At 42.0% G+C, this 23,030-nt stretch carries 19 protein-coding genes and 2 tRNA genes; 14 read left to right on the top strand and 7 right to left on the bottom strand.

What is annotated here, in order from left to right:
• Positions 1-10: 10 nt before the first annotated feature.
• From ABS362_RS16095 to ABS362_RS16070, 6 genes are all read left to right on the top strand, one after another.
• On the top strand, positions 11-1,057 hold the full coding sequence (locus tag ABS362_RS16095) for a hypothetical protein (RefSeq protein ID WP_350413654.1): 1,047 nt from the start codon (positions 11-13) through the stop codon (positions 1,055-1,057).
• 101 nt (positions 1,058-1,158) lie between these two features.
• A complete protein-coding gene (locus ABS362_RS16090; RefSeq protein WP_350413653.1) occupies positions 1,159-1,470 on the top strand; it encodes a helix-turn-helix domain-containing protein in 312 nt (103 codons plus the stop codon).
• Positions 1,464-1,907 (top strand): hypothetical protein, encoded by a 444-nt coding sequence (locus ABS362_RS16085; protein WP_350413652.1) that lies wholly within the window; start codon positions 1,464-1,466, stop codon positions 1,905-1,907. Before ABS362_RS16090 ends, ABS362_RS16085 begins: the two co-directional genes overlap by 7 nt.
• 134 nt (positions 1,908-2,041) lie before the next feature.
• On the top strand, positions 2,042-2,977 hold the full coding sequence (locus tag ABS362_RS16080; RefSeq protein ID WP_350413651.1) for a phage/plasmid replication domain-containing protein: 936 nt from the start codon (positions 2,042-2,044) through the stop codon (positions 2,975-2,977).
• Positions 2,978-3,863: 886 nt separating this feature from the next.
• Positions 3,864-5,630: an N-6 DNA methylase gene (locus ABS362_RS16075; protein ID WP_350413649.1), complete on the top strand. Its 1,767-nt coding sequence runs from the start codon at positions 3,864-3,866 to the stop codon at positions 5,628-5,630.
• Complete coding sequence (locus tag ABS362_RS16070) at positions 5,620-6,699, top strand: DNA adenine methylase (protein WP_350413647.1); 1,080 nt, start codon at positions 5,620-5,622, stop codon at positions 6,697-6,699. The genes ABS362_RS16075 and ABS362_RS16070 overlap by 11 nt, the downstream gene beginning before the upstream one ends.
• A gap of 30 nt (positions 6,700-6,729) precedes the next feature.
• Here ABS362_RS16070 and ABS362_RS16065 read toward each other — a convergent pair whose 3' ends face one another.
• From ABS362_RS16065 to mutS, 5 genes are all read right to left on the bottom strand, one after another.
• On the bottom strand, positions 6,730-7,776 hold the full coding sequence (locus ABS362_RS16065) for an HNH endonuclease (protein WP_350413646.1): 1,047 nt from the start codon (positions 7,774-7,776) through the stop codon (positions 6,730-6,732).
• A gap of 280 nt (positions 7,777-8,056) precedes the next feature.
• Positions 8,057-8,140, bottom strand: a tRNA-Leu gene (locus tag ABS362_RS16060).
• A gap of 81 nt (positions 8,141-8,221) precedes the next feature.
• Positions 8,222-8,294 (bottom strand) — tRNA-Gly (locus tag ABS362_RS16055).
• 204 nt (positions 8,295-8,498) lie between these two features.
• Complete coding sequence (locus ABS362_RS16050) at positions 8,499-8,990, bottom strand: GyrI-like domain-containing protein (RefSeq protein WP_350413645.1); 492 nt, start codon at positions 8,988-8,990, stop codon at positions 8,499-8,501.
• Between the two features lie 31 nt (positions 8,991-9,021).
• Positions 9,022-11,646: a DNA mismatch repair protein MutS gene (gene mutS, locus ABS362_RS16045; protein WP_350413643.1), complete on the bottom strand. Its 2,625-nt coding sequence runs from the start codon at positions 11,644-11,646 to the stop codon at positions 9,022-9,024.
• 366 nt (positions 11,647-12,012) lie between these two features.
• Here mutS and ABS362_RS16040 point away from each other — a divergent pair, with 366 nt between their 5' ends.
• Together ABS362_RS16040 and ABS362_RS16035 are read left to right on the top strand one after the other, a co-directional pair.
• Positions 12,013-12,546, top strand: a complete 534-nt coding sequence (locus ABS362_RS16040; protein WP_350413642.1) for an RNA methyltransferase — start codon at positions 12,013-12,015, stop codon at positions 12,544-12,546.
• A 258-nt stretch (positions 12,547-12,804) separates the two neighbouring features.
• The gene (locus ABS362_RS16035) at positions 12,805-15,285 is read left to right on the top strand and encodes a TonB-dependent receptor (RefSeq protein ID WP_350413640.1); all 2,481 of its coding nucleotides are present in this window, start codon (positions 12,805-12,807) and stop codon (positions 15,283-15,285) included.
• Positions 15,286-15,718: 433 nt separating this feature from the next.
• Here the strand turns inward: ABS362_RS16035 and ABS362_RS16030 are convergent, their stop codons facing one another.
• Entirely contained in the window at positions 15,719-16,621 is a 903-nt protein-coding gene (locus ABS362_RS16030) for a histone deacetylase family protein (RefSeq protein WP_350413638.1), read from the bottom strand.
• Between the two features lie 486 nt (positions 16,622-17,107).
• On the opposite strand from ABS362_RS16030, the gene ABS362_RS16025 reads away from it, so the two are divergent.
• The 3 genes from ABS362_RS16025 to ABS362_RS16015 all read left to right on the top strand — a co-directional run bounded on the left by ABS362_RS16025 (position 17,108) and on the right by ABS362_RS16015 (position 19,150).
• Positions 17,108-17,755, top strand: coding sequence for a porin family protein (locus ABS362_RS16025; RefSeq protein ID WP_350413637.1), 648 nt, complete (start codon positions 17,108-17,110; stop codon positions 17,753-17,755).
• 33 nt (positions 17,756-17,788) lie between these two features.
• Entirely contained in the window at positions 17,789-18,499 is a 711-nt protein-coding gene (locus ABS362_RS16020; protein ID WP_350413636.1) for a YceI family protein, read from the top strand.
• 108 nt (positions 18,500-18,607) lie between these two features.
• The gene (locus tag ABS362_RS16015; RefSeq protein WP_350413635.1) at positions 18,608-19,150 is read left to right on the top strand and encodes a DUF6992 family protein; all 543 of its coding nucleotides are present in this window, start codon (positions 18,608-18,610) and stop codon (positions 19,148-19,150) included.
• Positions 19,151-19,207: 57 nt separating this feature from the next.
• On the opposite strand, the gene ABS362_RS16010 is transcribed toward ABS362_RS16015, so the two are convergent.
• A complete protein-coding gene (locus tag ABS362_RS16010) occupies positions 19,208-19,765 on the bottom strand; it encodes a type 1 glutamine amidotransferase domain-containing protein (RefSeq protein WP_350413634.1) in 558 nt (185 codons plus the stop codon).
• A gap of 293 nt (positions 19,766-20,058) precedes the next feature.
• Here ABS362_RS16010 and ABS362_RS16005 point away from each other — a divergent pair, with 293 nt between their 5' ends.
• The 3 genes from ABS362_RS16005 (at position 20,059) to ABS362_RS15995 (ending at position 22,607) form a co-directional block, all read left to right on the top strand.
• The gene (locus ABS362_RS16005) at positions 20,059-21,243 is read left to right on the top strand and encodes a PepSY-associated TM helix domain-containing protein (RefSeq protein ID WP_350413632.1); all 1,185 of its coding nucleotides are present in this window, start codon (positions 20,059-20,061) and stop codon (positions 21,241-21,243) included.
• Positions 21,244-21,477: 234 nt separating this feature from the next.
• Positions 21,478-21,966: a TlpA disulfide reductase family protein gene (locus ABS362_RS16000; protein WP_350413631.1), complete on the top strand. Its 489-nt coding sequence runs from the start codon at positions 21,478-21,480 to the stop codon at positions 21,964-21,966.
• An 11-nt stretch (positions 21,967-21,977) separates the two neighbouring features.
• Positions 21,978-22,607 (top strand): thioredoxin family protein, encoded by a 630-nt coding sequence (locus ABS362_RS15995; protein ID WP_350413630.1) that lies wholly within the window; start codon positions 21,978-21,980, stop codon positions 22,605-22,607.
• The last annotated feature ends 423 nt before the right edge of the window (positions 22,608-23,030 follow it).

The raw sequence follows: 23,030 nt of genomic DNA, 5'->3' as shown, positions 1-23,030 counted from the left end.
CCAACAATTAATGACTGAATTTGAGTTTGAGTTTGAACAATATGATCCGGTGCAGTTATTAGTTGCTTATGCAGAAGAACTCAGTAAGAAGCTAACAAATGCTTATGAGGCATTTTTAAAGGAAAAGATTGAGTTTGAAGCTTATGACAAAGAGACGGAAGTCAACTTACTAAAGACAGAATTATCCAAGCTACTAAAGGAACGTGAGCTATTTTTAAGTCAAGATATATCCGCAGATCTAGATACTTATTTTAATTTAAGCAAGATCAAAAGTTATTCACGAACTGGTTGTACAAAATACCTTGAGGAGTTTGTTGTAGAAAGTGTTGATACTAATAATATAAAGTCTGCAGGAGAAATAATCTATTCTAATAATCACTTCCCCTTAAATCCCCACCCCAGCCCACCGGAGAACTTGCTGCTTTTTGCAAGACCATTAATAGAAACAATAGCAATTGCCTTCTTCTCAAGGAGAAGAATAGAAATAATTCAGACATTCCTCAAGGGAGGTATAGGTATAAAACAAAATACCATAAGCAAACAGCCTAGCGAAGAAAATGTCCCAACATCTACTTCTCCAAAATTAGTTGAGTTCAAAATAACAAAGTCTAGCGAAGACCTGCATTCACCTTATTACGATTGGAAGCACGAAAAAGGAAACTCTGAGCTTTATAGTTTTGACTGGATAAATACAAAGCCTAAAATCATACTTTACACTGAGCTTATAGAAAACAAATTGATTGATTCAAAAACGATTGAGAGTGAGTTTATCAAGGTTTTTAGCAGGAGTAATGTCACTAACATTTCTAACATTGTTTGGCTAAGCACTGAAGTTCTACTCGTCTACCTATTAAACAATTTAAAAGGCTTAGTAGCAGATACAGATTATGACCAAAGATTTGCAATTGCTTCAGCATGTTTTGTTAAACGTAATGGCGAGAAGTTTCATAACAAACAATTAGCCAAATCGAGTTATAACTTGATTTATAACGATAAGAATTTACCAAGGCATCACGCCAAGATAGACAAGGCTTTGTCACGTTTCACCAAATCCTAAATCCTGTATATCCCTGTATATTACCTATAGTATGTACAGGGATACCTATTCTATACCCACACTGTAACTACCACTTTTGTGCTCAAACAAATTGCAAAATTATGGAAGAGCACAACTTGTATAGTAAGCTTGAGGAGCTTATTAATCAGAAGGGAATTTATCAGAAGAATGTACTAACACTTCAGGAGGCAGCCATATACTGTGGCCGCTCAACATCCAACTTATATAAACTTACTTCCGCTGGCATAATACCACACAGTAAGCCAGAGGGGAAAATCATTTACATAGCACGCGAGAAGCTGGAAGAGTGGATGCTTAAGAACCCGATTAAGACTGTAGGAGAAATTGAGCAGGAAGCCGCAACCCTAGTCACACTTAATAATACAGGTCGCGGAGGGGCTAAAAGATGCTGAATATTTTAGCTCACTATTATGCGTTTGCTCAAGTCCCAAATAAAGGCAAGACCCGCTTTGACGAAATTTATTCTACCAAAGATTATAGGCTGCTTGAAGACTTAAGAACCAAAAACAAAGATCTGTTTCTTTACCTTACTGATGTACCACAAGCCTTCAGATATAATGTTAGAAAGGAAGCTTTCAAATGCCTTATAGCAAAAGGTAACAGCATTAGCAGCATTTACAAGACAGCTCCCGAAAGCTTTGTTGGGTTTGGAGATATAAAAGGTACTAACGATGCATTTATCATCCATTTTAACAAGGACTGGAGTAAGTTTGAACTGTTTGTTGCTCCTGGTCAAAAGAACCACACTACCCCCCTTTTAAATGCTTATATGAATGGCATGTTCAATGAAGTCATACAATTAGTAAGAAAAAAAGCAGCAATAATGTAAAAGTCTAAGACTGGCTAAAGGATAAACATAATATCCCCAGGCGAGATTACAGCTAATGTTAATGTGTATTCAGTAACAGATTTTGTTACTGCCCATTCAAAAGCAGTTAGTTTATTTAAAAGAGTTATTATCATATGTATGACACTGTACATTTCTGGCTCAGCAGAGAAACCAGTAAAGGTATACCTACAAAAGAGGTTATTAATAGTTTAAGCAATATTTCTGCTATTACAAATCTAGAGAATAGCAGGGACTACTTTAGAGGTCATTTGGATAACTTAAACGTTGGCATATTTGAATCGGGCGTGTCGGTTAAAGGCTCAATTAGTAAATACTATTTGAAGGACAACTTTGCTACTTTACTTTTTGGGGAAGTTAAACCATGTATTGAAATGCTGTCGGATAAACTGCACCTTCCTATGCATAAAGCCAACATTCATCGCCTGGATATAGCACAGCACTTCATCTTACAGCATCCAGAACAAGTGTACTATCCACTTTTAGGAAAGTCAACTTTTTACAGGCGATTGGAACAGAATAATGGTGTATACTACACTAACACTAATAGACAGCTACTATTCTATGGCAAGGTTCATGAGCAGAAAAAGAAGGGGCAGCTTATCCCTCCTCTATACGCAGAGAGAAGCGTACTAAGATATGAATATCGTTTTCTACAAAGGCTACCTTCCTTCTTTAACGTTGCTAACGTTACAGGAGCTTTGCTATATGATTTGGACTTCTTTTGTGAAGCAATTACAAAATGGGAAACTGAATACTTAGCAATAAGAAAAAAGCGAATTCTCACTATTGAGTTAGAGTCGCTTCAAACAATAAAGGATTTTGAGCAGGCCTTGAGCATTTCAGGTCTGAATGCACTAGGAGGAGAATTAGCTATTATAAGCCAAATTGACTTGGCTAAACAAGCTGGTCTTTTTAAAAATAAGATGCAAGTAAAAAGACTTAAGGATAAGATAAAGCAGCTATCAAACACACCAAGATTAACATCACATAATGAACTTATATTAGAGTTAAGCAACAAGATAACACAGGCTGTTAGCTGTTACTATTAATCGAGATTTGTACTTGTATCCTTAAAGATTTAGGCTATTTTTTACTATATTAAGGTAAAGTTCAAATTCATATTCATAATGGGGCGATATTCTAAAAACTTACCCACTGTAGAAGACAGCAATGTTCTAACAATATCCTTTTTGAAGTCACATGGATATTTAGAGGCTGGAATAGTAAAAAGTGGCCACGTTAAATGGAAGGTTAATGGGATAATAATCAATAGCATAAACATATCAGTTGATATGAGTTGTAGCTCCCCTTATTTAACTCTAAGTTACTACATTACTACAAGCACCGGTCTGCAGGAGTTAGTGCACTACAACGTATATTTTGAGGCTGTATCAAGTAATTTAGGCAGGGGAGTAAGATATTACTTTATCTGCCCCCAAACAGATAGAAGATGTACTCACTTGTACAGGCCATGGGGAATGTACTTTCTGCATCGAGATGCCTTCCAAGGATTTTATTATGAAACTCAGATACTCTCTAATTATATAAAACCATTACTTTTCATGTTGTATGACAGAAAAAGGGATGATTTAATAGATCATAGAAGTGCTCAAGGTAAACGAATTAATAGTCATTACAGGAATAACCCTACACGTTTCATCCGCAGGATAGAAAGGTACAATAATAAGAGTAATAGAAGCTTTATAAATTGGCAGCTTAATAACTCCTTAAGCTGTGGTTTTAACTAAGATACTATTATAAGAAAGCTGAAATGTAAAAAAGGATAATTAGAATATATTAAAACATCATTAAAGAAAAGGCCTCTCCCAACTTAATAAGCAAATATTTTGGTTTAAATTTGTCAATGACGCTGTCATTAACACGACAATGTGAAGTTAGGCAGAGAATGAATAGTACATTAAAAGGAAGAGGAAGATGAGCCCTGCTGAACTATATACTAAAGAGGAAAGGAAAACAAATGGAATATTCTATACTCCTAAATTCCTCGCACAGTATCTTGCAAAGAAGATCCTATACTACTGGGAAGACACCAATAGAAGCAGCGTTGAATCTATATTAGATCCTGCATGTGGTGACAGTATGTTGCTAAGAAGCTTTCTTACTGAATTTACAACCTTGGATAATGCTACCACTAATCTTAGCATTATCGGAGTTGATAAAGATGTTAATGCAGTTATAAGTTCTGAACAACAATTCAACTTTGAACATTACAGCCGCTTTAACAGGCATTTTATCAATACTGATGGTCTGTTCCCAAGTAATGAATTTAGCTCTATAAATGGTTGGCAAAGTCTGAGACGGCAGGTAGGCTATGAAAATGGAGTTGATATCGTTTTGAGTAATCCACCTTGGGGCGCTGACATGACAGAATATGACTCTAATCAGTTAAGCACAAACTTTCAGTTAGCAAAGGGACAATTCGATATTTACAACTTGTTTATAGAGGTTACCCTTAATAACCTAAGAGAAGACGGGCTTTATGGCTTTATATTACCTGACTCGGTTTTTAGCCAAGAGCAAGCAAGGCTAAGGCTATTATTAGCAGACACTACTACCATTTTACTTATAGCTCGTCTTGGGGAAAAGATTTTTCCTGAAATAAACCGAGCCTGTGTAATTGTAATTGGTCAAAAAAGAAGAGCAGCACCAGAACATGTTGTCAACTGCTTTAGGCTTTCTCCAGACTTCAAGAAAAGTGTGTTAACAAACAAGTTAACTTTAGAACAAGTAGAGCAGGCATTAGCTCATGAAGTTCCACAAAAAAGGTTCTTAGAAAACAGTGGTAATGTCTTTGATATAGATTTAAGAGTCAGCGAACATAACATATTTGATAAAATTCAAAGCTCCGGTACTGTACTTAGCTCAGTTATAAACAATACAAGAGGAGCAGAAATATCAAAGAATGGCCTTGTTTGTCAATGCCCAGATTGTAGCAAATGGATGCCATACCCCAAGTCTAAAAATCCCAAATGTAACCACTGTGGCACTTTCGTTGATTTGAATCAAATTGTACAGGAGCATATTATTCATATCAATCAGGGCTTAGGTAATAAGGCACTTAAAGTTGGTGAGGATTTATACAGATATACTTCAAGAACTAAGAGTTGGATAGATACTGATAAAGATGGTATTAACTACAAAAGTTTAAGTATCTATAATGGAGATAAAATACTAGTGAGAAAAACTGGTATTGGTATAACAGCAAGTATAGACTACCAAAACTCAATAGTAAATCAAGTAGTTTATATATTAAAGTTAAAGTCGGAAGTTAGTAGAAATTTGACTTTGGAGTTTGTTCTTGCAGTTCTTAACTCGAGAGCAATGACCTATTATTTACTAAAGAAGTATGGTGAAAATGAATGGAAGTCTCACCCATACTTGACTCAAACGATGCTAATAAATTTACCATTCCCAAAACTCAATCCTAACTTGAGTAAGCATACAAGTTTAATTAAAGAGATTACTGAAATTATTAAGTCTGAGGTAGCTAATTCAAAAGAAAAAAATATCAGCAAGCAAAGTGACTTAAGAATTGAAAGGGCAGTAGCTTATTTTTTTAAGCTTAACAAAAAAGATTACAATACCATATTGGAAACGTTGAATTCAACCGATCCACTTATTCCAATTAAGAGGCTACTAAACTGTAGCAGTGATGAAATTTTTGAAGTAAATGGGATTTAGATATATAGGCTCCAAAGACAAGCTTTCTGATATTATCATTTCTGAAATAAAGTCTATAAATAATGAAGCATGTAGAGTAATAGATTTGATGGCTGGCACGGGCTTGTTTTCACTGGCATTGAAAGAAAGCAATTACTGTGTTACAGCTGTTGATGTTATGACTTATTCATTTCACCACCTTAATGTGCATTTAAATTTAGTAGAAGCTCCTGATTTTAATGGCATTAATTCTGTAGAATCAATTATTAATTCCAAACCAATCAATTTGTTTGGTGTAAGGAACTATGATATTATTTTAAGCTACTTGAATAGCTTAAAACCTGTTAAAGGCTATTTTTATCAAGAATTTAGTCCGGAAGGCACTCCTTCAAATACAAGTAAGCCCAGAAAATACTTTACTTCTAAAAACGCAGCTAAAATAGATGCTATCAGGGGTGAGATAAAAAGACTAAAATCAGCTAATACAATAACTGACATAGAGCACTCTCTGCTTCTTCATGACTTAATTATGGCAGTTAATGATGTCGCAAACATTGCTGGAACTTATGGCCATTACCTTTCAAAATTTGTCAAAAGAGCAGAAGCACCTATAGAACTATACCCTTCTACCTTCTCAGGTGTAGGCCGAACTACAGATCACAAAATTTATAGAGGCTATGCTGAAGAAGTTTCAAAACACATCGAAGGAGATGTATGCTATATTGACCCTCCATATATAAAAAGGCAGTATGCAGCAAACTATCATATACTGGAAACACTTGCCCGAGAGGATGAGCCGGAAGCTATAGGAGATAGCGGCTTAAGGCCTTGGCGTGACCAGTATTCAAATTTTTGCTCAAAAGTTAAAATTCGAGATTCATTTGACCAGATTTTAACAAATATTAACTGCCAAGATATACTGATAAGCTACAGTGAAGATGGCTTATTACCTATAGATGATTTAGTAAGCTTCTTGCAAAACTATGGCAGTGTAATAAAGAAAGATATACAATACAAACGCTTCAAAAGTAATGACAGCAAAAAAGCAGCTAAACTTAATGAGTTCTTGATACACCTTCATAAAAATTAAGAAGGTGTATCAAAAATGAACTATAGTGTTTTATTCGCTTAGACTATCTTCTACTGTTCTTGTATGTTCAGGATGCCAAGTAATTTCATAGTCCTGACCATTGATTTGGATTTTCAATTTAGAGTCTGCTATCTTACTTAAGTCAAGTCCTGATACTTCAGCATAGTGAAGCATTCTATGTATCAAAGGACTAACGACAATAGCGTTAGCATATGAATCTGAGCCGTTTTCACCTAGAGGAATTAAATGATGTACTTCTGAGTAAAGCTCACCATTTCTCTTTTTAAATGTTAGTTTATCACCCGTGATTTGACACATTCCTCGGTATAGTTGCTTCAGATTCTTTACGATAGCATTATTTCTTTGTCGAATCTTAAGAACTCTTTCCTTAACAGCTGGTTGTGTATCTGAATCAATGAGCTCTTGCAGCTTTGGTGAAGTATCCTCTAGAACTAACTCTGTTTCGACATCTTCCTCATTTGGGATTTCATTTGAAACTGTTCTAGCGTTAAAATAAAATGGCCACTGACTTTCTGTCGTTTCGATGAAAGCTTTTTGGCTTAACTTTATATATCCCGCTTCCTCAATGAACATTCTACTTAAAGATTTATTACCAATCCATGTAGTAGGAATCTGGTCTTGCAAGAACCACCCCGCCCAAAATTCACCATCAGTTGTTTTTACAATATATACAACAAGATTTTGAGTACTCGGATCATAATCATCCGGAAATCCATTATTAGGATGCCATGAGGGTACCCGATTAGCTCTTTTGCTATGTATCTTTTGAGCAGCAACACTTACAGATGCTGACCTTCTTTGGTATATTCTTAGATCTTTGGGCAAATCTAGTCCAAAGCTTTGTATTGTAAAGTCCCACTGGGGTCTACCACCAGCACCATTTCCAGTGTTAGGACCTAAGAATTTAAACCAATCGCTTAATGGAATATCAGCTGTAGGAAAATCTATATATGATTGACCTCCTCCACCTGCTTCTTCACCTCCTCTTTTGTTTATATGCCTAAAATCAGCATATGTTAATTGCCTAAATACAATGCTGTTGACTCTTTTTTCCATTTACATTCATTTATTTTCCAAAAAATTATTTTACCAAATATAAAATTATATAGAGGTTTTACCATGTATTTATATTGGCTCTGCTTCGTGGAAGGCTTTTATTGAATAGTTTGAGCTACACTGTTACAAGAAAGAAACTACTAGGAGGAAAGAAGAGAATTGGAAGCCGTTATTAAAGATTGAACATCAGTGAAATGCTTAATTTGTTACTTATTTGTTACTCAAAAACAAAAAAGCCCTGTAACTCATTGAATTACAGGGCTTTTCGCTTATACTTATGTACCAGGAGCGGGAATCGAACCCGCACGTCCTTGCGGACACAAGATTTTAAGTCTTGCGTGTCTACCAGTTCCACCATCCCGGCAAGCCATCCGGACGACATCCGAAGGGTGACTTTAAAAAACAAAGACGTTGTTTAACACAACGTCTTTATTTGCCTTTTTTGAGCGGGAGACGAGGTTCGAACTCGCGACCTCGACCTTGGCAAGGTCGCGCTCTACCAACTGAGCTACTCCCGCTTGAGTCAATCACTATTTCGCTTTTCGTTTCCGTCCCAGCGATTTAGTGATACAAAGATATAGACAAAAATCCACTTGTCAATAGTCTGCGTAAAAAAAATCTTCCATTTAAGCCTTTCAGACTGATTTTCAGCTAGAAAAATTTCAGATTTATTTCAACTTAGGGTTATTCTATAGTTATTGACCAGGCTCAGCGGCCTGTTCCTACCTTAATTTTACAGGAATCCAGATCTCTTCCTCCGATTCCGGGTTGTTAGGGCCGAGGTATTTTTTGCCCATTACATCAAAATGAGGCCTGTCATCGAGTACGTACACAGATTCCGGTAGCCAGCTGCCATAAATGTACTGAGCTGCCTCAAAAAAAGCACTGCTTACGCCTTTATAGTTAAAAACTGCATACAAGCCGGCTGGCAAGGCAAAACTGCTCATACCCTCCGGTATAGTTCCAAAATCAGACACCTCCATCGTTGCCCATTTTTCAAAAACTGTTTTGGGGGTAAATTCCTCTACATCCAAGCCGCCATTAAATACCTGCACAGAATACAACAGATCATTTACACTATTCTTGATCTCTTTGCGCCTGGGCATGAACTTCTGCCACATAGCTACGGTTTTATCCTCGGCCAGCGAAGTAAAGACCCGCAGTCCAACCAGCTTTTTCTCACTGCATACCACTATTTCGGGTTCCTGCATCATGCTTATAGTTTCCGGTATTCTGGTTTGTGATTTAGCGAACAGTTTCTCCTTTTTCTTTCAACAGTAACTTTAGCTCGTTTAATTTCAACAAGGCTTCTACTGGCGTGATGGTGTTTATATCGAGTTGCTCGAGCAGCTCTTTGGCGCGGATCAGTTGCGGGTCGTTCAGTTCAAACATGCTCAGCTGGAAATTATTTTTTGGAGCTGATTTCATTTTCTGCTGTGGCGAGTGCTCCGATACCTTTTCCTTTTCCAGGTGATGCATGATTTCGTCGGCACGCAGCACTACGCTGTTAGGCATACCGGCCATCTGGGCCACATGTATACCAAAGCTGTGCTCGCTGCCACCTTCCACCAACTTACGCATAAACAGTATCTTGCCACCTGCTTCACGCACCGACACGTTATAGTTCTTTACACGAGGCAGTTCTTCAGCCAACTGGTTCAGCTCATGGTAATGCGTGGCAAAAAGCGTCTTGCCTTTAAATTTCGGATGATTATGCAGGTGCTCAACTATAGCCCAGGCAATCGAAATACCATCGTAGGTACTTGTACCGCGCCCGATCTCATCCATCAGCACTAAACTACGGTCCGACAGGTTATTGAGTATACTTGCCGTCTCCGTCATCTCCACCATAAACGTAGATTCGCCTTTTGATAGGTTATCCGAAGCCCCCACGCGGGTAAAGATCTTATCAATAATGCCAATACTGGCGGCCTCGGCAGGTACAAAGCAACCGATCTGGGCCATCAGAACTATAAGCGCGGTCTGGCGGAGTAAAGCACTTTTACCGGCCATGTTCGGACCCGTAATAATGATCACCTGCTGTTGTTCGTTGTCCAGGAAAATATCGTTTGGCACGTAGCTTTCGCCCAATGGTAATTGCTTTTCAATAACCGGGTGACGGCCTTTCTTGATGTCAAGTACGTGGCTGTCGCTTACTTCGGGCTTCGTATAGTTATTGGCCAGAGCTATAGTTGCAAAAGAGCTCAAACAGTCTATTACACCTATAACTTTGGCGTTTTGCTGCACCTGGGCTACGTAATCCAAAGCATGCACCACCAGTTCGTTATACAGGCCAAACTCTATAGTATAGATGCGGTCTTCGGCATTCAGAATCTTTTCTTCGTAGGTTTTCAGCTCTTCGGTAATGTAGCGCTCCGCGTTTACCAGCGTCTGCTTCCGGATCCAGGTGGCAGGTACTTTGTCTTTATGCGCGTTACTTACTTCCAGGTAATAGCCGAAAACCTTGTTATAAGCTATTTTAAGCGAGCTTATTCCTGTGTTCTGTACTTCGCGCCGCTGGAGTTGTGCCAGGTAATCCTTGCCTGAGAAAGCTATACTTCTAAGCTCATCCAGTTCCGCATGGATACCATCGTTGATCATGTTGCCCTGGTTGGTGAGCATGGGCGGCTCGGGCTTCAGGATATTCTTTATCTCTTCGCGCAGACCATCGCAAGGTGTTAACTGTGCCGCCAGTTTCTGCAGGGCCGGAATGTTGCTCAGTGCTAAGGCAGCCTGTATCGGAACTATAGCATCCAGCGCTTTGGAAAGCTGCACCAATTCACGTGGGTTTACACGACGAACAGCCACTTTCGAGATCAGGCGCTCCAGGTCGTTTATCTGCTTCAGGTGCGTGGTAAGTTCGGTCAGCAGTTCACGGTGCTGTGTAAGGGCTTCTACGGTATCTAAACGGCGTTTTATCTGGACTACATCTTTCAGTGGCAGCACTACCCATTTTTTCAGAAGGCGTGCACCCATAGGCGTTACCGTATGGTCGAGCACCTGAATTAACGGCACGCCTTCCTGGTGCTGCGGGAATACAAGCTCCAGGTTACGGATCGTAAACCTATCGAGCCACACATACTTGTCTTCTTCCAGGCGCGAGATAGTAGCGATATGGCTGATCTCTTTGTGCTGCGTTTCGGATAAATAATGAAGTATAGCTCCGGCGGAGATAATGCCTTCCACCATGCCTTCAATGCCAAAACCCTTTAAAGATGCCGTTCCGAACTGGCGGGTCAGCGACTCGTAAGCAAAATCATAGTTAAACACCCATTCTTCCAGGGCGAAGTATCTAAAATCGGGGCCGTAGCGCTCGGCAAATGTTTCTTTTTCGCGTTTGCAGAACAGTACTTCAGATGGCGCCAAGCTTTGCAGTAGCTTGCCAATATAGTTGCGGTCGCCTTGCGCTGTTATAAACTCGCCGGTAGATACATCCAGGAACGAAACACCCGTTTCGGTTTTGCCAAAATGCACGGCTGCCAGGTAATTGTTGCTGCGGCGCTCCAGTACCTGGTCGTTAAACGACACGCCCGGTGTTACCAGTTCGGTTACGCCACGCTTCACAATGCCTTTTACGGATTTCGGATCTTCTAACTGGTCGCAGATGGCAACACGCTCGCCGGCACGCACCAGTTTTGGCAGGTAAGTGTCCAGGGAGTGATGCGGAAAACCAGCAAGGGCAATCTCTGATGGTGAGCCTGCACCGCGTTTGGTTAAGACGATATCTAAAATCTTACTTGCCTTTACAGCATCTTCCCCGAAAGTCTCATAAAAATCCCCTACCCTGAACAGCAGCAATGCCCCCGGATGCTTCGCTTTGATAGCATTGTACTGTTTCATCAGTGGGGTTACGGTGCTCTCTGCTTTCATACTATATTGTAATTATGAATTCTGAATTATAAATTAAGAATGGACTTAACCCACCCCTGCCCCTCCCAGGAGGGGAATTTTACGCTGTTCCGGATTTGCAATCCGGAACGCTGCTATTTGCGGATTTGTAATCCGCTTGCCACCTTTTAGCTTTAGCCTTCTCTATCGCGGATTACAAATCCGCAGGTACTATTCTTTCGGATTGCAAATCCGAAAGAGCGGTCCAGTCAACAATCCAGCCATTTAACCATTCAACAATTTACGACAAACTATAAGTTTGATTTCTGAACAAACACCCTGACCTTTGTAGAGGTGAAGCAACTATAGTCCTTTGTCTTTTGTCAAACAGTTTTTTGTCTACAAATAATGCGCAAACTGTCGATGGATGAACTTAACCGCGAGTCGGTTGAAGAATTCAAAAATAAGAAAAAAATACCGTTAGTCTTGGTGCTCGATAATGTTCGGAGCCTGAATAATGTGGGTTCTGTGTTCCGGACGGCCGATGCGTTTATGGCAGAAAAGATTTACCTGTGTGGCATTACAGGAACTCCTCCGCACCGCGACATCGAGAAAACAGCTTTAGGCGCTACTGAATCGGTGGAATGGAAGCACGTGCCGGACACACTTGAACTGGTATTAAAACTGAAAGAGCAGAACTATAAGATTGGATCAGTGGAGCAGGCAGAGAACAGTTTAAAACTGAACGAATTTATACCTGAGCCCGGGCAGCATTATGCACTTGTTATGGGTAACGAAGTTTTTGGTGTAGAGCAGGATGTGATCAACAATTCTGATTTTGTGCTGGAGATACCGCAGTTTGGCACCAAACATTCGCTTAATATTTCGGTAGCTACGGGGGTGGTGGTCTGGGATTTTCTGAGCAAAACAATGGCGCAGTAACACTAACCTATAGTTATTTTAAAGAAAGTAGCAGGCTCATTTTTAACTTGGGTCTGCTGCTTTTATAGTTTAAAACCATACTTTTTATCGTTTGCTTTAAACCTATCACCCGTTTGTTTGTCCTACTTACAGGTTCCTGCTGCCTGCCCCACCCTGATGCACCGGGTCAGCTATAGTTCAGAAACTGTCCTGCGCTGTTTTCAACACCTTCTCACCCGGTAGCGCGTTAAAATTTGTAGCGAATAGATTAACTGACGTATGATATCGAGTTTTTACAGATCATTATTTATATTCATTTTCCTGATTTCTCCGGCTGCTTTATCTGCACAAACGGCACAACCAACCACCGCTGGCAGAGTTTCCGGCACTTTGCAGGATGGCACTTCTAAATCACCGGTAGGTTTTGCCAATGTAGTGTTGCTTACCGCATCTGATTCGAGTTTGGTAACAGGCGCTACTTCTGATATAGAAGGCAAATTTATACTTGACCGTGTACCGATGGGCAGATTTGTGCTACGCGTTTCGATGGTGGGCTATCCTACTAAGTTTGTACAAAACATTAACGTTACACCCAGCTCTGCAACTGTTTCCTTAGGCACCATCTCCCTTAGCCCCACATCAACACAGCTTGGCGAAATTGAAATTGTTACCGAGCGCGAGCTGGTACAGTATGATCTGGATAAAAAAGTAGTGAACGTGAGCAAAGACATTGCGGCACAAAGTGGCTCCGTAGCCGAAGTAATGCAAAACCTGCCATCTGTAACCGTAGATATCGACGGCAACGTGAGCATGCGTGGCAGCGAGAACGTAACAATACTGATAGATGGAAAACGATCTGCCTTATCTAACCTTACCCTGGATCAGATACCGGCCAACCTAATCGAGAGCATTGAGCTGATCACTAACCCGTCCTCAAAATATAACCCCGAAGGCACGTCTGGCATTATAAACCTGGTCATGAAAAAGGAAAAGAAACCGGGCTTTCATGGGTCGGCTTCGGTTACGGCAGGCACTTACGACAACTATAACACCTCGCTAAACCTGAACTATAGATATTTTAAATGGTCGTTAAATGGCGGTTACGATTTCAGGCAGCGTGCGCGACTTGGCGAAAGCAACAGTTTCACCACCAATTATTATTTGAACGAAGCCGGCCAGCAGGACAGCACCAGCTACCGCTTACAAAACAGCGAAAGCAACAGCACCGACATTTCGCATAACTTCCGGTTTGGTGCAGATTATTATCTCACTCCAAAGATCACTTTGTCAGCATCGGCACTATACCGTTTTGGCCAGGACAAAGGTCGCGAAGACATCCGGTATACTTTCCTGGAAGAGGACCGCGAACTGAACGACTTACGATTGCGGAACACAACAGAGCAGGAAGATGAAGAAGCTATTGACCTTACCTTGGGCTATCGGCAGACCTTTGCTAAAAAAGGCCAGGAACTGACCGCCGATATAGTTTATAATACCAACGTGGATGACGAGATAAGCCGTTTCAGGGAAGCCAGCGAAATAAAACCCGGCCTGCCCGATGCACAGGAAACGTTGGTGGACGATGGCAACTATGAATTTGTAGCAAAAGCCGATTATGTGCACCCGATCACGGAGAACAGTAACCTGGAAACCGGTTTCAGAAGCACCTTTGAGCGCCTAGACGAAGATTCGCGCTTTTTCACGAAAGACCCTACAACCGACGAGCTTGTATTTAACAACAAAATGAGCAATCACTTTGTGTTCGACGAAATGGTGCATGCCGTATATGCCAACTATAACAACAAGTTTAAAACGATAAGTTATCAGTTGGGTGTTCGGGCAGAGCAAACCAACACTACTGCCGATCAGCGCACACAGAACATAAAATCAGATAACGACTACTTCAGCCTGTTCCCTACGCTGTTCATTACCAATGATTTTGATGACAACAACAAGATGCAGTTCAGTTACAGTCGCCGCATAAACAGGCCGCGCAGCCGTTTTCTGAATCCTTTCGTGGACCGCTCTGATATTTACAACGTGCGCTACGGCAACCCAAACCTGAAGCCAGAATTTGTGAACTCGCTGGAACTTGGGTACCTGCGCTATTTTGGCGATGCTTCTTTAAACAGCACTGTTTTTTATCGCCACACAACCGATGAGATCGAGCGTTTCAGGACGGATACCTTAGTTATTGTTGACAACGATACTATACCAGGCACGCAGGTAACTTTTCTGAACCTGGCCAGCAATGCATCTTATGGTGTGGAGTTCGGTGTAAATTACCCGGTTACCAACTGGTGGAAATTAAACGCAAGTATATCCGGTTTCAGAACAGAGCTTAACACCACCCAGGGCGATACCGAACTCAGCAGCAGTCGCATCAGTTGGAACACCAAGCTAAACTCAACCATGACTGTCTGGAAAGACATGGACATACAGCTTTCAGGCTTCTACCGCGCTCCGTCTGCTGACATACAAGGGCGTATGGAGCAGATGTTCAGTGCTGACCTGGGAATGAAGAAAGATGTGTTGAAAAAGAATGGCACTATTTCGCTCCGTGTATCAGATATCTTCAACACCCGCCAGTTCAATTTCCTGAGTTACGGGCCTACGTTCAGAACCGAAAGTGAGAACCGTCGCCAGAGCCGCATCATCTACCTGGGCTTTACTTACCGCCTTAACAGCGATGGCGAAAATCAACGCAACCGCCGCCAGAATGATGGCGAGCAGAATGGCGGGGATGAGGATGACTTTTAATTTATAGTTTAACCTCACCCCAGCTCTCTCCTAAAAACAGAAGATGGCGTTTTTGTCTGGAACAGGATTTTATTAGACCTAGCAGCGTGCTCAGCTCCTGCTAGCGTCTGGATTTATAGTTACCGTGGTCCAACCACCCCCAACCCCTCAGAGCTACGCTCGCTACCTTCGAAATCTCTTCTCGGTAGTCTAAGGAGGGGAGTTTTTCGGCTATTGCGTATAGTGCAGCTTTAGTTTTATAGTTGGTGATTTAACACCCCTATTGAGCTATGCTCGCAACTTTCGAACTCCCGTTCTCACTTGTCCTCAAGGGGATACTTCTGTTATAGATATGGTTTTGTGTATAGTTTTATAGTTGGCATTAACATCCTAATTCAAAAGCCTTCTAACTTCTTTAACTCTTTAAATCTCTAACTCTTAAACTCTTTAACTCCTAAAACCACAACTGCTGTGCTAACCTAAAGGTATTGGCGTGGGCTTCTACGATGTGGGCAATTTGTTTGGAGTACCCACCACCCATACTTACAGCTACAGGCAGGTTATTACGCCGGCAAAGTTCCAGCACTATACGGTCGCGTTCTTTACAGCCTGCGATGGTCATGCCTAATTTACCCAGTTTATCAGTTGCCAGCACATCTACTCCCGACTGAAAGAACATAAACTCTGGCTCCACTTCATCAAGTAACCGCGGAAGTATAGCTTGCAATTGGTGCAGGTAGGCTTTATCGTCGGTGCCTTCGGCTAGTGGTACATCCAGATCTGATTTCTCTTTGTGGAAAGGATAATTGTGGCCGCAATGCATACTGAATGTAAAAACCCGAGGTTCGTTCTGGAATATCTGTGCCGTTCCATTGCCTTGGTGCACATCCAGGTCTACGACCAGCACTTTGCTGATACTTTTATAGTTGAGCAGGTAATTAGCGGCAATGGCAATGTCGTTCAGTAAGCAAAAACCTTCTCCCCTGTCCGTAAATGCATGATGCGTACCACCGGCAATGTTCATCCCGATCCCAAATTCCAGGGCAAACAAAGCAGCCTGCACCGTTCCGTTCATGATCACTATTTCGCGGTCTACCAGTTCATCAGATAACGGGAAGCCTGTTTTGCGGATCTCGGAAGGCGTGAGCTGCAGTTGCCGCAGGCGGTTCCAATACGTACTGTCGTGAGTATCAACTATAAATTTTTCGGGTAGTGGGATTGGGGCGAATAAGTTGGCTTCGGTTATAGTTCCTTCATATAGTAACTGCTCGGGCAACAAGTCGTACTTGGCCATCGGGAAACGGTGACCTTCGGGCAGGGCGTGCGCAAACATCCGGGACCAGGCAATTTTTAGCATAGCACAAAGGTAACAACAATCCACCTCCTCAGGTTTATAGTTGCCTTGCTAAACTATAGTTTCGCCTCCGGTATCTGTACAAAAACTAATGCTGTTAGCAGCGAAAATCATGATGGTGCATAAGTTTTCAGAAGCCTCATTTTCTTATGAATCTGCGGGTTTGGAGATGTGGATAAATGTGGATAAGTGTGTTGAATCAACAAAGTTATCCACCATTTGCTGTGCATTTATAGTTAGCAATCTCCAAAAAGTATTATATAATCCAATATCAAAGTTGTAAAGTATAATTTCTGCTAATTTTTTTGTCAAGTCTGTTAGCAAATTATAAGCCGCTCTTTCACCTATAGTTACCTGTTTCACCCCGGCAAAACAGGACTGTTTTGCTCTACTTTTAAACTACCGCAACTTTGTACATAGCATTTATAGTATACTACTAACAGAGAACCCTCTTTTCACTTAAAATCACCCTCAGTAGAAATCATAATTATGAAAAAGTATTTACTTTCGGCTGGAATGCTGCTGCTTAGCCTTGGTTGCTTTGCCCAGGAACAAGAGCCGGAAACCGAAGACCATACCGGCCCGACTACCCTTCAGAAAAACCATAACGAATTGAGCGGCCTTGATGCCCCAAACAGCGGTTTTGGTATAAAAGGTGGCCTTAACCTGGCCAATGTACACGGCGACGAGGCCGATGCCCTGAACCCTAGCTCACTTACTAGCTTCCATGGTGGTATTTATGCACAGTTTGCCCTTACCGAGTCGTTTTCGCTGCAGGTAGAAGGGCTTTATTCGCGCAAAGGGTACGAAGCTGAGATCGATAATCGGTTTGATTACCTTGAATTGCCTTTGCTGGCCGTATACAACATTACCGACAACTTTAGCCTGCACCTTGGCCCGCAGCTTAGCGTAATGATAGCAGCTAAACAGGACGGTAACGAGATCAATATGGAAGACATAAACACTTTTGACTATGGCCTGGCAGGCGGCGCAGAAGCACGTTTCAGTATGTTTAGGGTAGGCGCACGTTATAACCTTGGCTTTGCCGGGCTTTTAGATGACGGCGACACAGGTTTGGCTGTAGGCAATGAACTAATGCATAACGTTGCGCAACTTTATGTTGGCATCGGATTCTAATTATACTACCCAGTGAGCAGCAAACAGCAGTATTTGTTACTAAAACTTGCATCAGCTATAGTGCTGATGCTGTTGTTTGCTGCCTGCGATACATCCATTAAGACCGACGAAGCCGAAGTAGGCGCACCGGAAATAGCACGGCAGCTGGCGCCTGTTTCGGAGGTTTACCATGTAGATACGGCTAAAAGCAAGCTCACCTGGATCGGGGTGAAAATAACGGGCAGGCACAATGGAATTTTCAAGATAAGCTCCGGAGAATTACACCTAAACCACAAAGAACTGACCGGCGGCGCTATAACCCTGAACATGAAGGCCACCCGGTCTGATGACAAAACCCTGAACCAGGATTCCAATAAAAAGCTGACCACGCATCTCCGGTCTGCCGACTTTTTTGATGTGGAGCGCTATCCTACTGTCACGTTTGTGATAACCAGCATCAGCCCTTACGATAGCACAGACCGCAAACCTATAAACACACCACCTGCCCTCGATAGCCAGCTACGTATAAAAGGAACCACCCACCTGCTTACCGGCAACCTGACCATAAAAGATAAAACCAGGAGCATCCGTTTTCCGGCTAAAATAACCCTGCAGGATAATGTACTGAAGGCTAAAGCTAACTTTAACATAGACCGCACCAAGTGGGGCCTTGTATACCGCGCCGACAAATCGCTGGGCAACCAGACCATTCGCCCGGAAGTAAACATCGGGATAGACCTGGTGGCGCGTCGCACCACACTTTGATCCCTTAAAAATACCTTGGCAGCAACCCTACTGCATTAGCTTTATTGTGTTTGATATGCTAAAAGACCACCCTTTGCGTTTGTAGCTACAGTAACCAACCTTTTTATTATGAGAAAGTACCTTTGCCTGCTGTTGTTTATGCTTTTGTCGGTGGCGGCACATGCACAGACCAATACGCTGGCAACGTTTAACCTGCGTCAGAACGAAGTACTGAAGATCGGGATGATTGTGCTGGGTGCCTGGGCGCTGCTGAACATCCTTATCGGGAGCTTTAAGCTGATGAAGGCAACGCGCAACAAGCGCTTTTTTTTCCAGATGAACATTTACTGGAACATCGTGAATATGATCATCGCATCGGTGGCTTTATATTCGTTACTAACCCAAGAGCCTGCTGTACAAAACCTGGCCGAAAGCATTAAACTACACGACTGGTATAAAAAGATACTGTACCTGAACATTGGCCTGGATGTAGCTTACCTGTTTTTAGGCCAGTGGCTACAGGAACGTTCCAAATCATCTCCTAAAACAGAACAGTTACTTGGCTGGGGGCAATCTATAGTGCTGCAGGGCTTTTTCCTGCTGGTACTGGACATTGTACTTACCACCATGCTCGAAGACAAAGCAGCCGTACTTTATAGTTTGATACCGTAAAAGTAAAAAGCCGCGGCAGTTGTTCTGCCGCGGCTTTAATAACTATAGTTTATAGTTTTATTTGTTGTTCTTACCTGTAGCAAATTCCTCTATCATCTTTTTATTGAATGCCGGAATATCGTCTGGTTTGCGGCTTGTAACCAGCCCCTGGTCTACTACCACTTCTTCATCTACCCAGTTGGCACCAGCGTTTTTAAGGTCGGTTTGCAGGGTGTGGTAGCTGGTCATTTTTTTACCTTTCACTTTGCCGGTCTCTATCAGGGTCCAGGGGGCGTGGCAGATGGCTGCCACAGGTTTACCCGACTCCAGAAACTTCCCTACAAAGCTTACAGCATCTTTATTAACGCGTAGCTTATCCGGGTTCATTACGCCGCCGGGCAGCAACAGTCCGTCATAGCTATCGGCATTTACGTCGCTCAGTTTTTTATCTACTTTAAATTTATCGCCCCAGTCGGTGTGGTCCCAAGCCTTTATTTCGCTGTTCTTGTTCGGCGAAATAATGTGCGCTTCGGCTCCTTCATCTTTTAGGGCCTGCATGGGCTTGGTTAATTCTTCCTGCTCAAATCCTTCTTCTACTAATACTGCTATCTTCTTTCCTTCAAGTTTGTTTGCCATAGTTCGTGTATGTTTAAGTTAATTATTCCCTCCTACTTAACGGGCTATAGTTGCTTTGGTTAAAGCATAACTATAGTTCAGGTAATAATCCCTGCCATTTATCCTAAGACTAAAATTTTAGAAAAGATGAATATATGATTTGCATTTGGTGTTTGAACATGCGTATGTTTGCACTGTTTAGAATTAATCTAAATAAAAACCACCCGTTCCTACTTCCATACTCATGCTGCACAGATGTATATTGCTATGCTTGTTATAGTTGTAGACAGCTTTAACATTTAACCTTGCTCACCATGAAAAATAGCTTTAGCTGGCGAAAACTGTTTAACGATGTGCACCTGTGGCTGGGAATAGGCAGCGGACTGGTGTTATTTATAGTTTGCCTTACGGGCACGGTCTACACGTTCAGGTCGGATATAGAGCAAATGCTGGAGCCAGAAAAATATACGGTAACAGTACCCTCTACTGCCCAGGCTTTGTCTGCAGATGTGCTTATTGCCAAACTGGAACAGGAGCAGCAGGGCAAGGTTTTATCGTTAGAGATTCCGGCTGATGCTGAAAACAGCTACCGCGTAAGCATTGCCCCGCCAGCTACCGACGAGCCAAAAGCTAAAGGCGAAGGCCCAAGACCGATAACCTACTTCGTGAATCCTTATACCGGAACTATAGTTGGAACCACCGATGGACCGGCTTCGAAGTTTTTTGGTACTGTTATGAAAATGCACCGCTGGTTGCTGATGGGCGACAGTGTGGGCCGCATTATAGTTGGTATTGCAACTATAATTTTCGCTTTTCTATGCCTGACCGGACTTGTGCTGTGGTGGCCTAAAAAACTGAAGAACTGGAAACAGGGCTTTAAAGTGAAAACCGACGCCAACTGGAAACGCATTAATCACGACCTGCACAACACATTCGGTTTCTATGCTTTTATACTGTTGCTGATCATGTCGTTGACGGGCCTTTGCTGGTCGTTTGAGTGGTACCGCGAAGCGCTAGGCAAGGTAATGGGTGCCGAGGTATTTAAAGGCCGTAAAGAAAAGCCACTTTCCAGTTTTGCCGCGGCTGACGCTACTACCTTATCTGCCGAAGATTTTATAGTTAAAGCCAACGCATTACTTCCCTATGAAGGGAATATGCGCATCTCGCTGCCAGATAACGATACCACTGCCGTAGTTATCACCAAAAGTAAAGCCGGGTTTTTAGCCCTGAATGCATCCGATAAAGTACAGCTGGATCAGCACAATGGCCAGCCGCTTAAAGTAGACATTTTTGCTGATAAGCCGTTGAACGAGCAGATAGTGTCGCTGATAAAGCCACTACATTTAGGGGATGTGTATGGCACTTTTTCGAAGATACTCTACTTCATGGCCTGCCTTATTGCTACAAGCTTACCGGTAACAGGCACCATCATCTGGGTTAACAAGCTCAACAAAAAAGGAAAGAAAAAGCTGAAGGTAAGAACTGCTACAGCAGCGTAAACAACATTGTTAAAAAATTAAATTACAAAAGGCTTCTTTATGCAAAGAAGCCTTTTGTAATTTAATTTTTGCCTGTTTTACGGTACTTGTAAGTCCGTTACATCTATGTAAAAAGCAGATTCATACTTCCCAGTAGTCTGTTCGTCTAAAACCTACCGTTATACTTCTGATTCTCAGGCTCTACGCTTAACTTTATACCTGCACTATAGTATAGCCACACCACGTTGTATACTTATGAAACCGATCTCTATAATTCGCCTTGTATTTATACTTATGCTGGCAGGCTTTTCGGCCCAGGCCCAGGAAGTGAACGTGGTAAAATTTGACAAGCTACAACAGCTGCGCAATTCTGATGCTGATACGTTATATGTGGTAAATTTCTGGGCAACCTGGTGTGGTCCGTGCATAAAAGAAATGCCCTATTTTGAGGCCGTAAACAAGCAATACCAAAACCAACCAGTGCGCGTGATATTGGTAAGTATGGATGCTAAGCAGGATCTGCAAAAGGTAAAAACATTTATGCAGCGCCGTAAGATAGCATCGGATGTGTGGCTGCTGGATGAGACCGATGCCAATACATGGATTGACCAACTGGAACCACAATGGAGCGGCGCCATACCGGCCACTATACTCTTTAACAACAAGCGCAAGCAATACCACTTTGTAGAAAAGGAACTGAAACAGGACGAACTCCAAAACCTGGTACAACAATTTAAACTATAAACTATACTTCTATGAAAAAACCGATTTCACTACTGGCTTACACTTTCTGCCTGCTGCTGGTTGGAATTATGCTTGCTGCTACACCTGCAAACCCTGGGTATCAGGTTGGCGACATCGCTACCGATTTTAAACTGAAAAATGTTGACGGTAAAATGGTATCGATGGCGGATTATAAGGATGCCAAAGGCTTTATAGTTACGTTTACCTGCAATACCTGCCCTTACTCTGTAGCCTACGAAGACCGCATTATTGCCCTGCACAACAAGTATGCACCCAAAGGTTACCCGGTTATTGCTATCAACCCCAACAATGTAACCGCTTCGCCGAGAGACTCTTACGCAGACATGCAGCGGCGCGCCAAAGACAAGAAATTCCCGTTTGTTTACCTTCAGGACAAAACCCAGGATATAACCAAAGCTTATGGTGCTACCCGCACTCCGCATTTATACATTGTGCAGAAGCAGAAAGACGGAAAGCTTAAAGTAGCCTATATTGGTGCCATAGATGATAACAGCCGCGAACCAGCACAGGTGCAAAAGAAATATGCCGAAGCCGCCTTGGATGAACTGGTAGCTAACAAAGCCGTGAGCCAGCCTAACACAAAAGCCATTGGCTGTACTATAAAATGGCGCGAAGCATAAGCCCCAAACTATAGCCTAAACTATAAAAGCACCTGTCATTCGGTTGGCAGGTGCTTTTTTGTTAAAAGATATTCTTGTATTAACGGGTATACTCGCGTTAAAACGCGACTATGCTAAGGGTCCTACCATAAGCTCTAACTATAGTACCGGCCTTAAGCTTACCACTCTGTTTTATGGATATAACAATGTTTACTATATTGTATACCATAAGCTGTTACTTGTTGGTAGCACTTAAAACTACTACAGCTATAATGCAGATAAGCGTAGGTTTTCGTTTATCAGGTAGTTGGGCGGCATTTAAACTATGAAACTCTACAGCAAATATTTTATCATTCTGATAGCAGTGGCATTGCTGGGTTGCAAGAGCAGTTTACAAAACAGCTTCATTAAGACCAGTAAACAAAGTGAGATTGTTTTAAAAAG

The organism is Pontibacter populi (assembly GCF_040278685.1).
In the GTDB taxonomy this organism is placed as follows: Bacteria; Bacteroidota; Bacteroidia; order Cytophagales; family Hymenobacteraceae; genus Pontibacter; species Pontibacter populi.
This window is presented reverse-complemented; position numbering and strand designations above follow the sequence as displayed.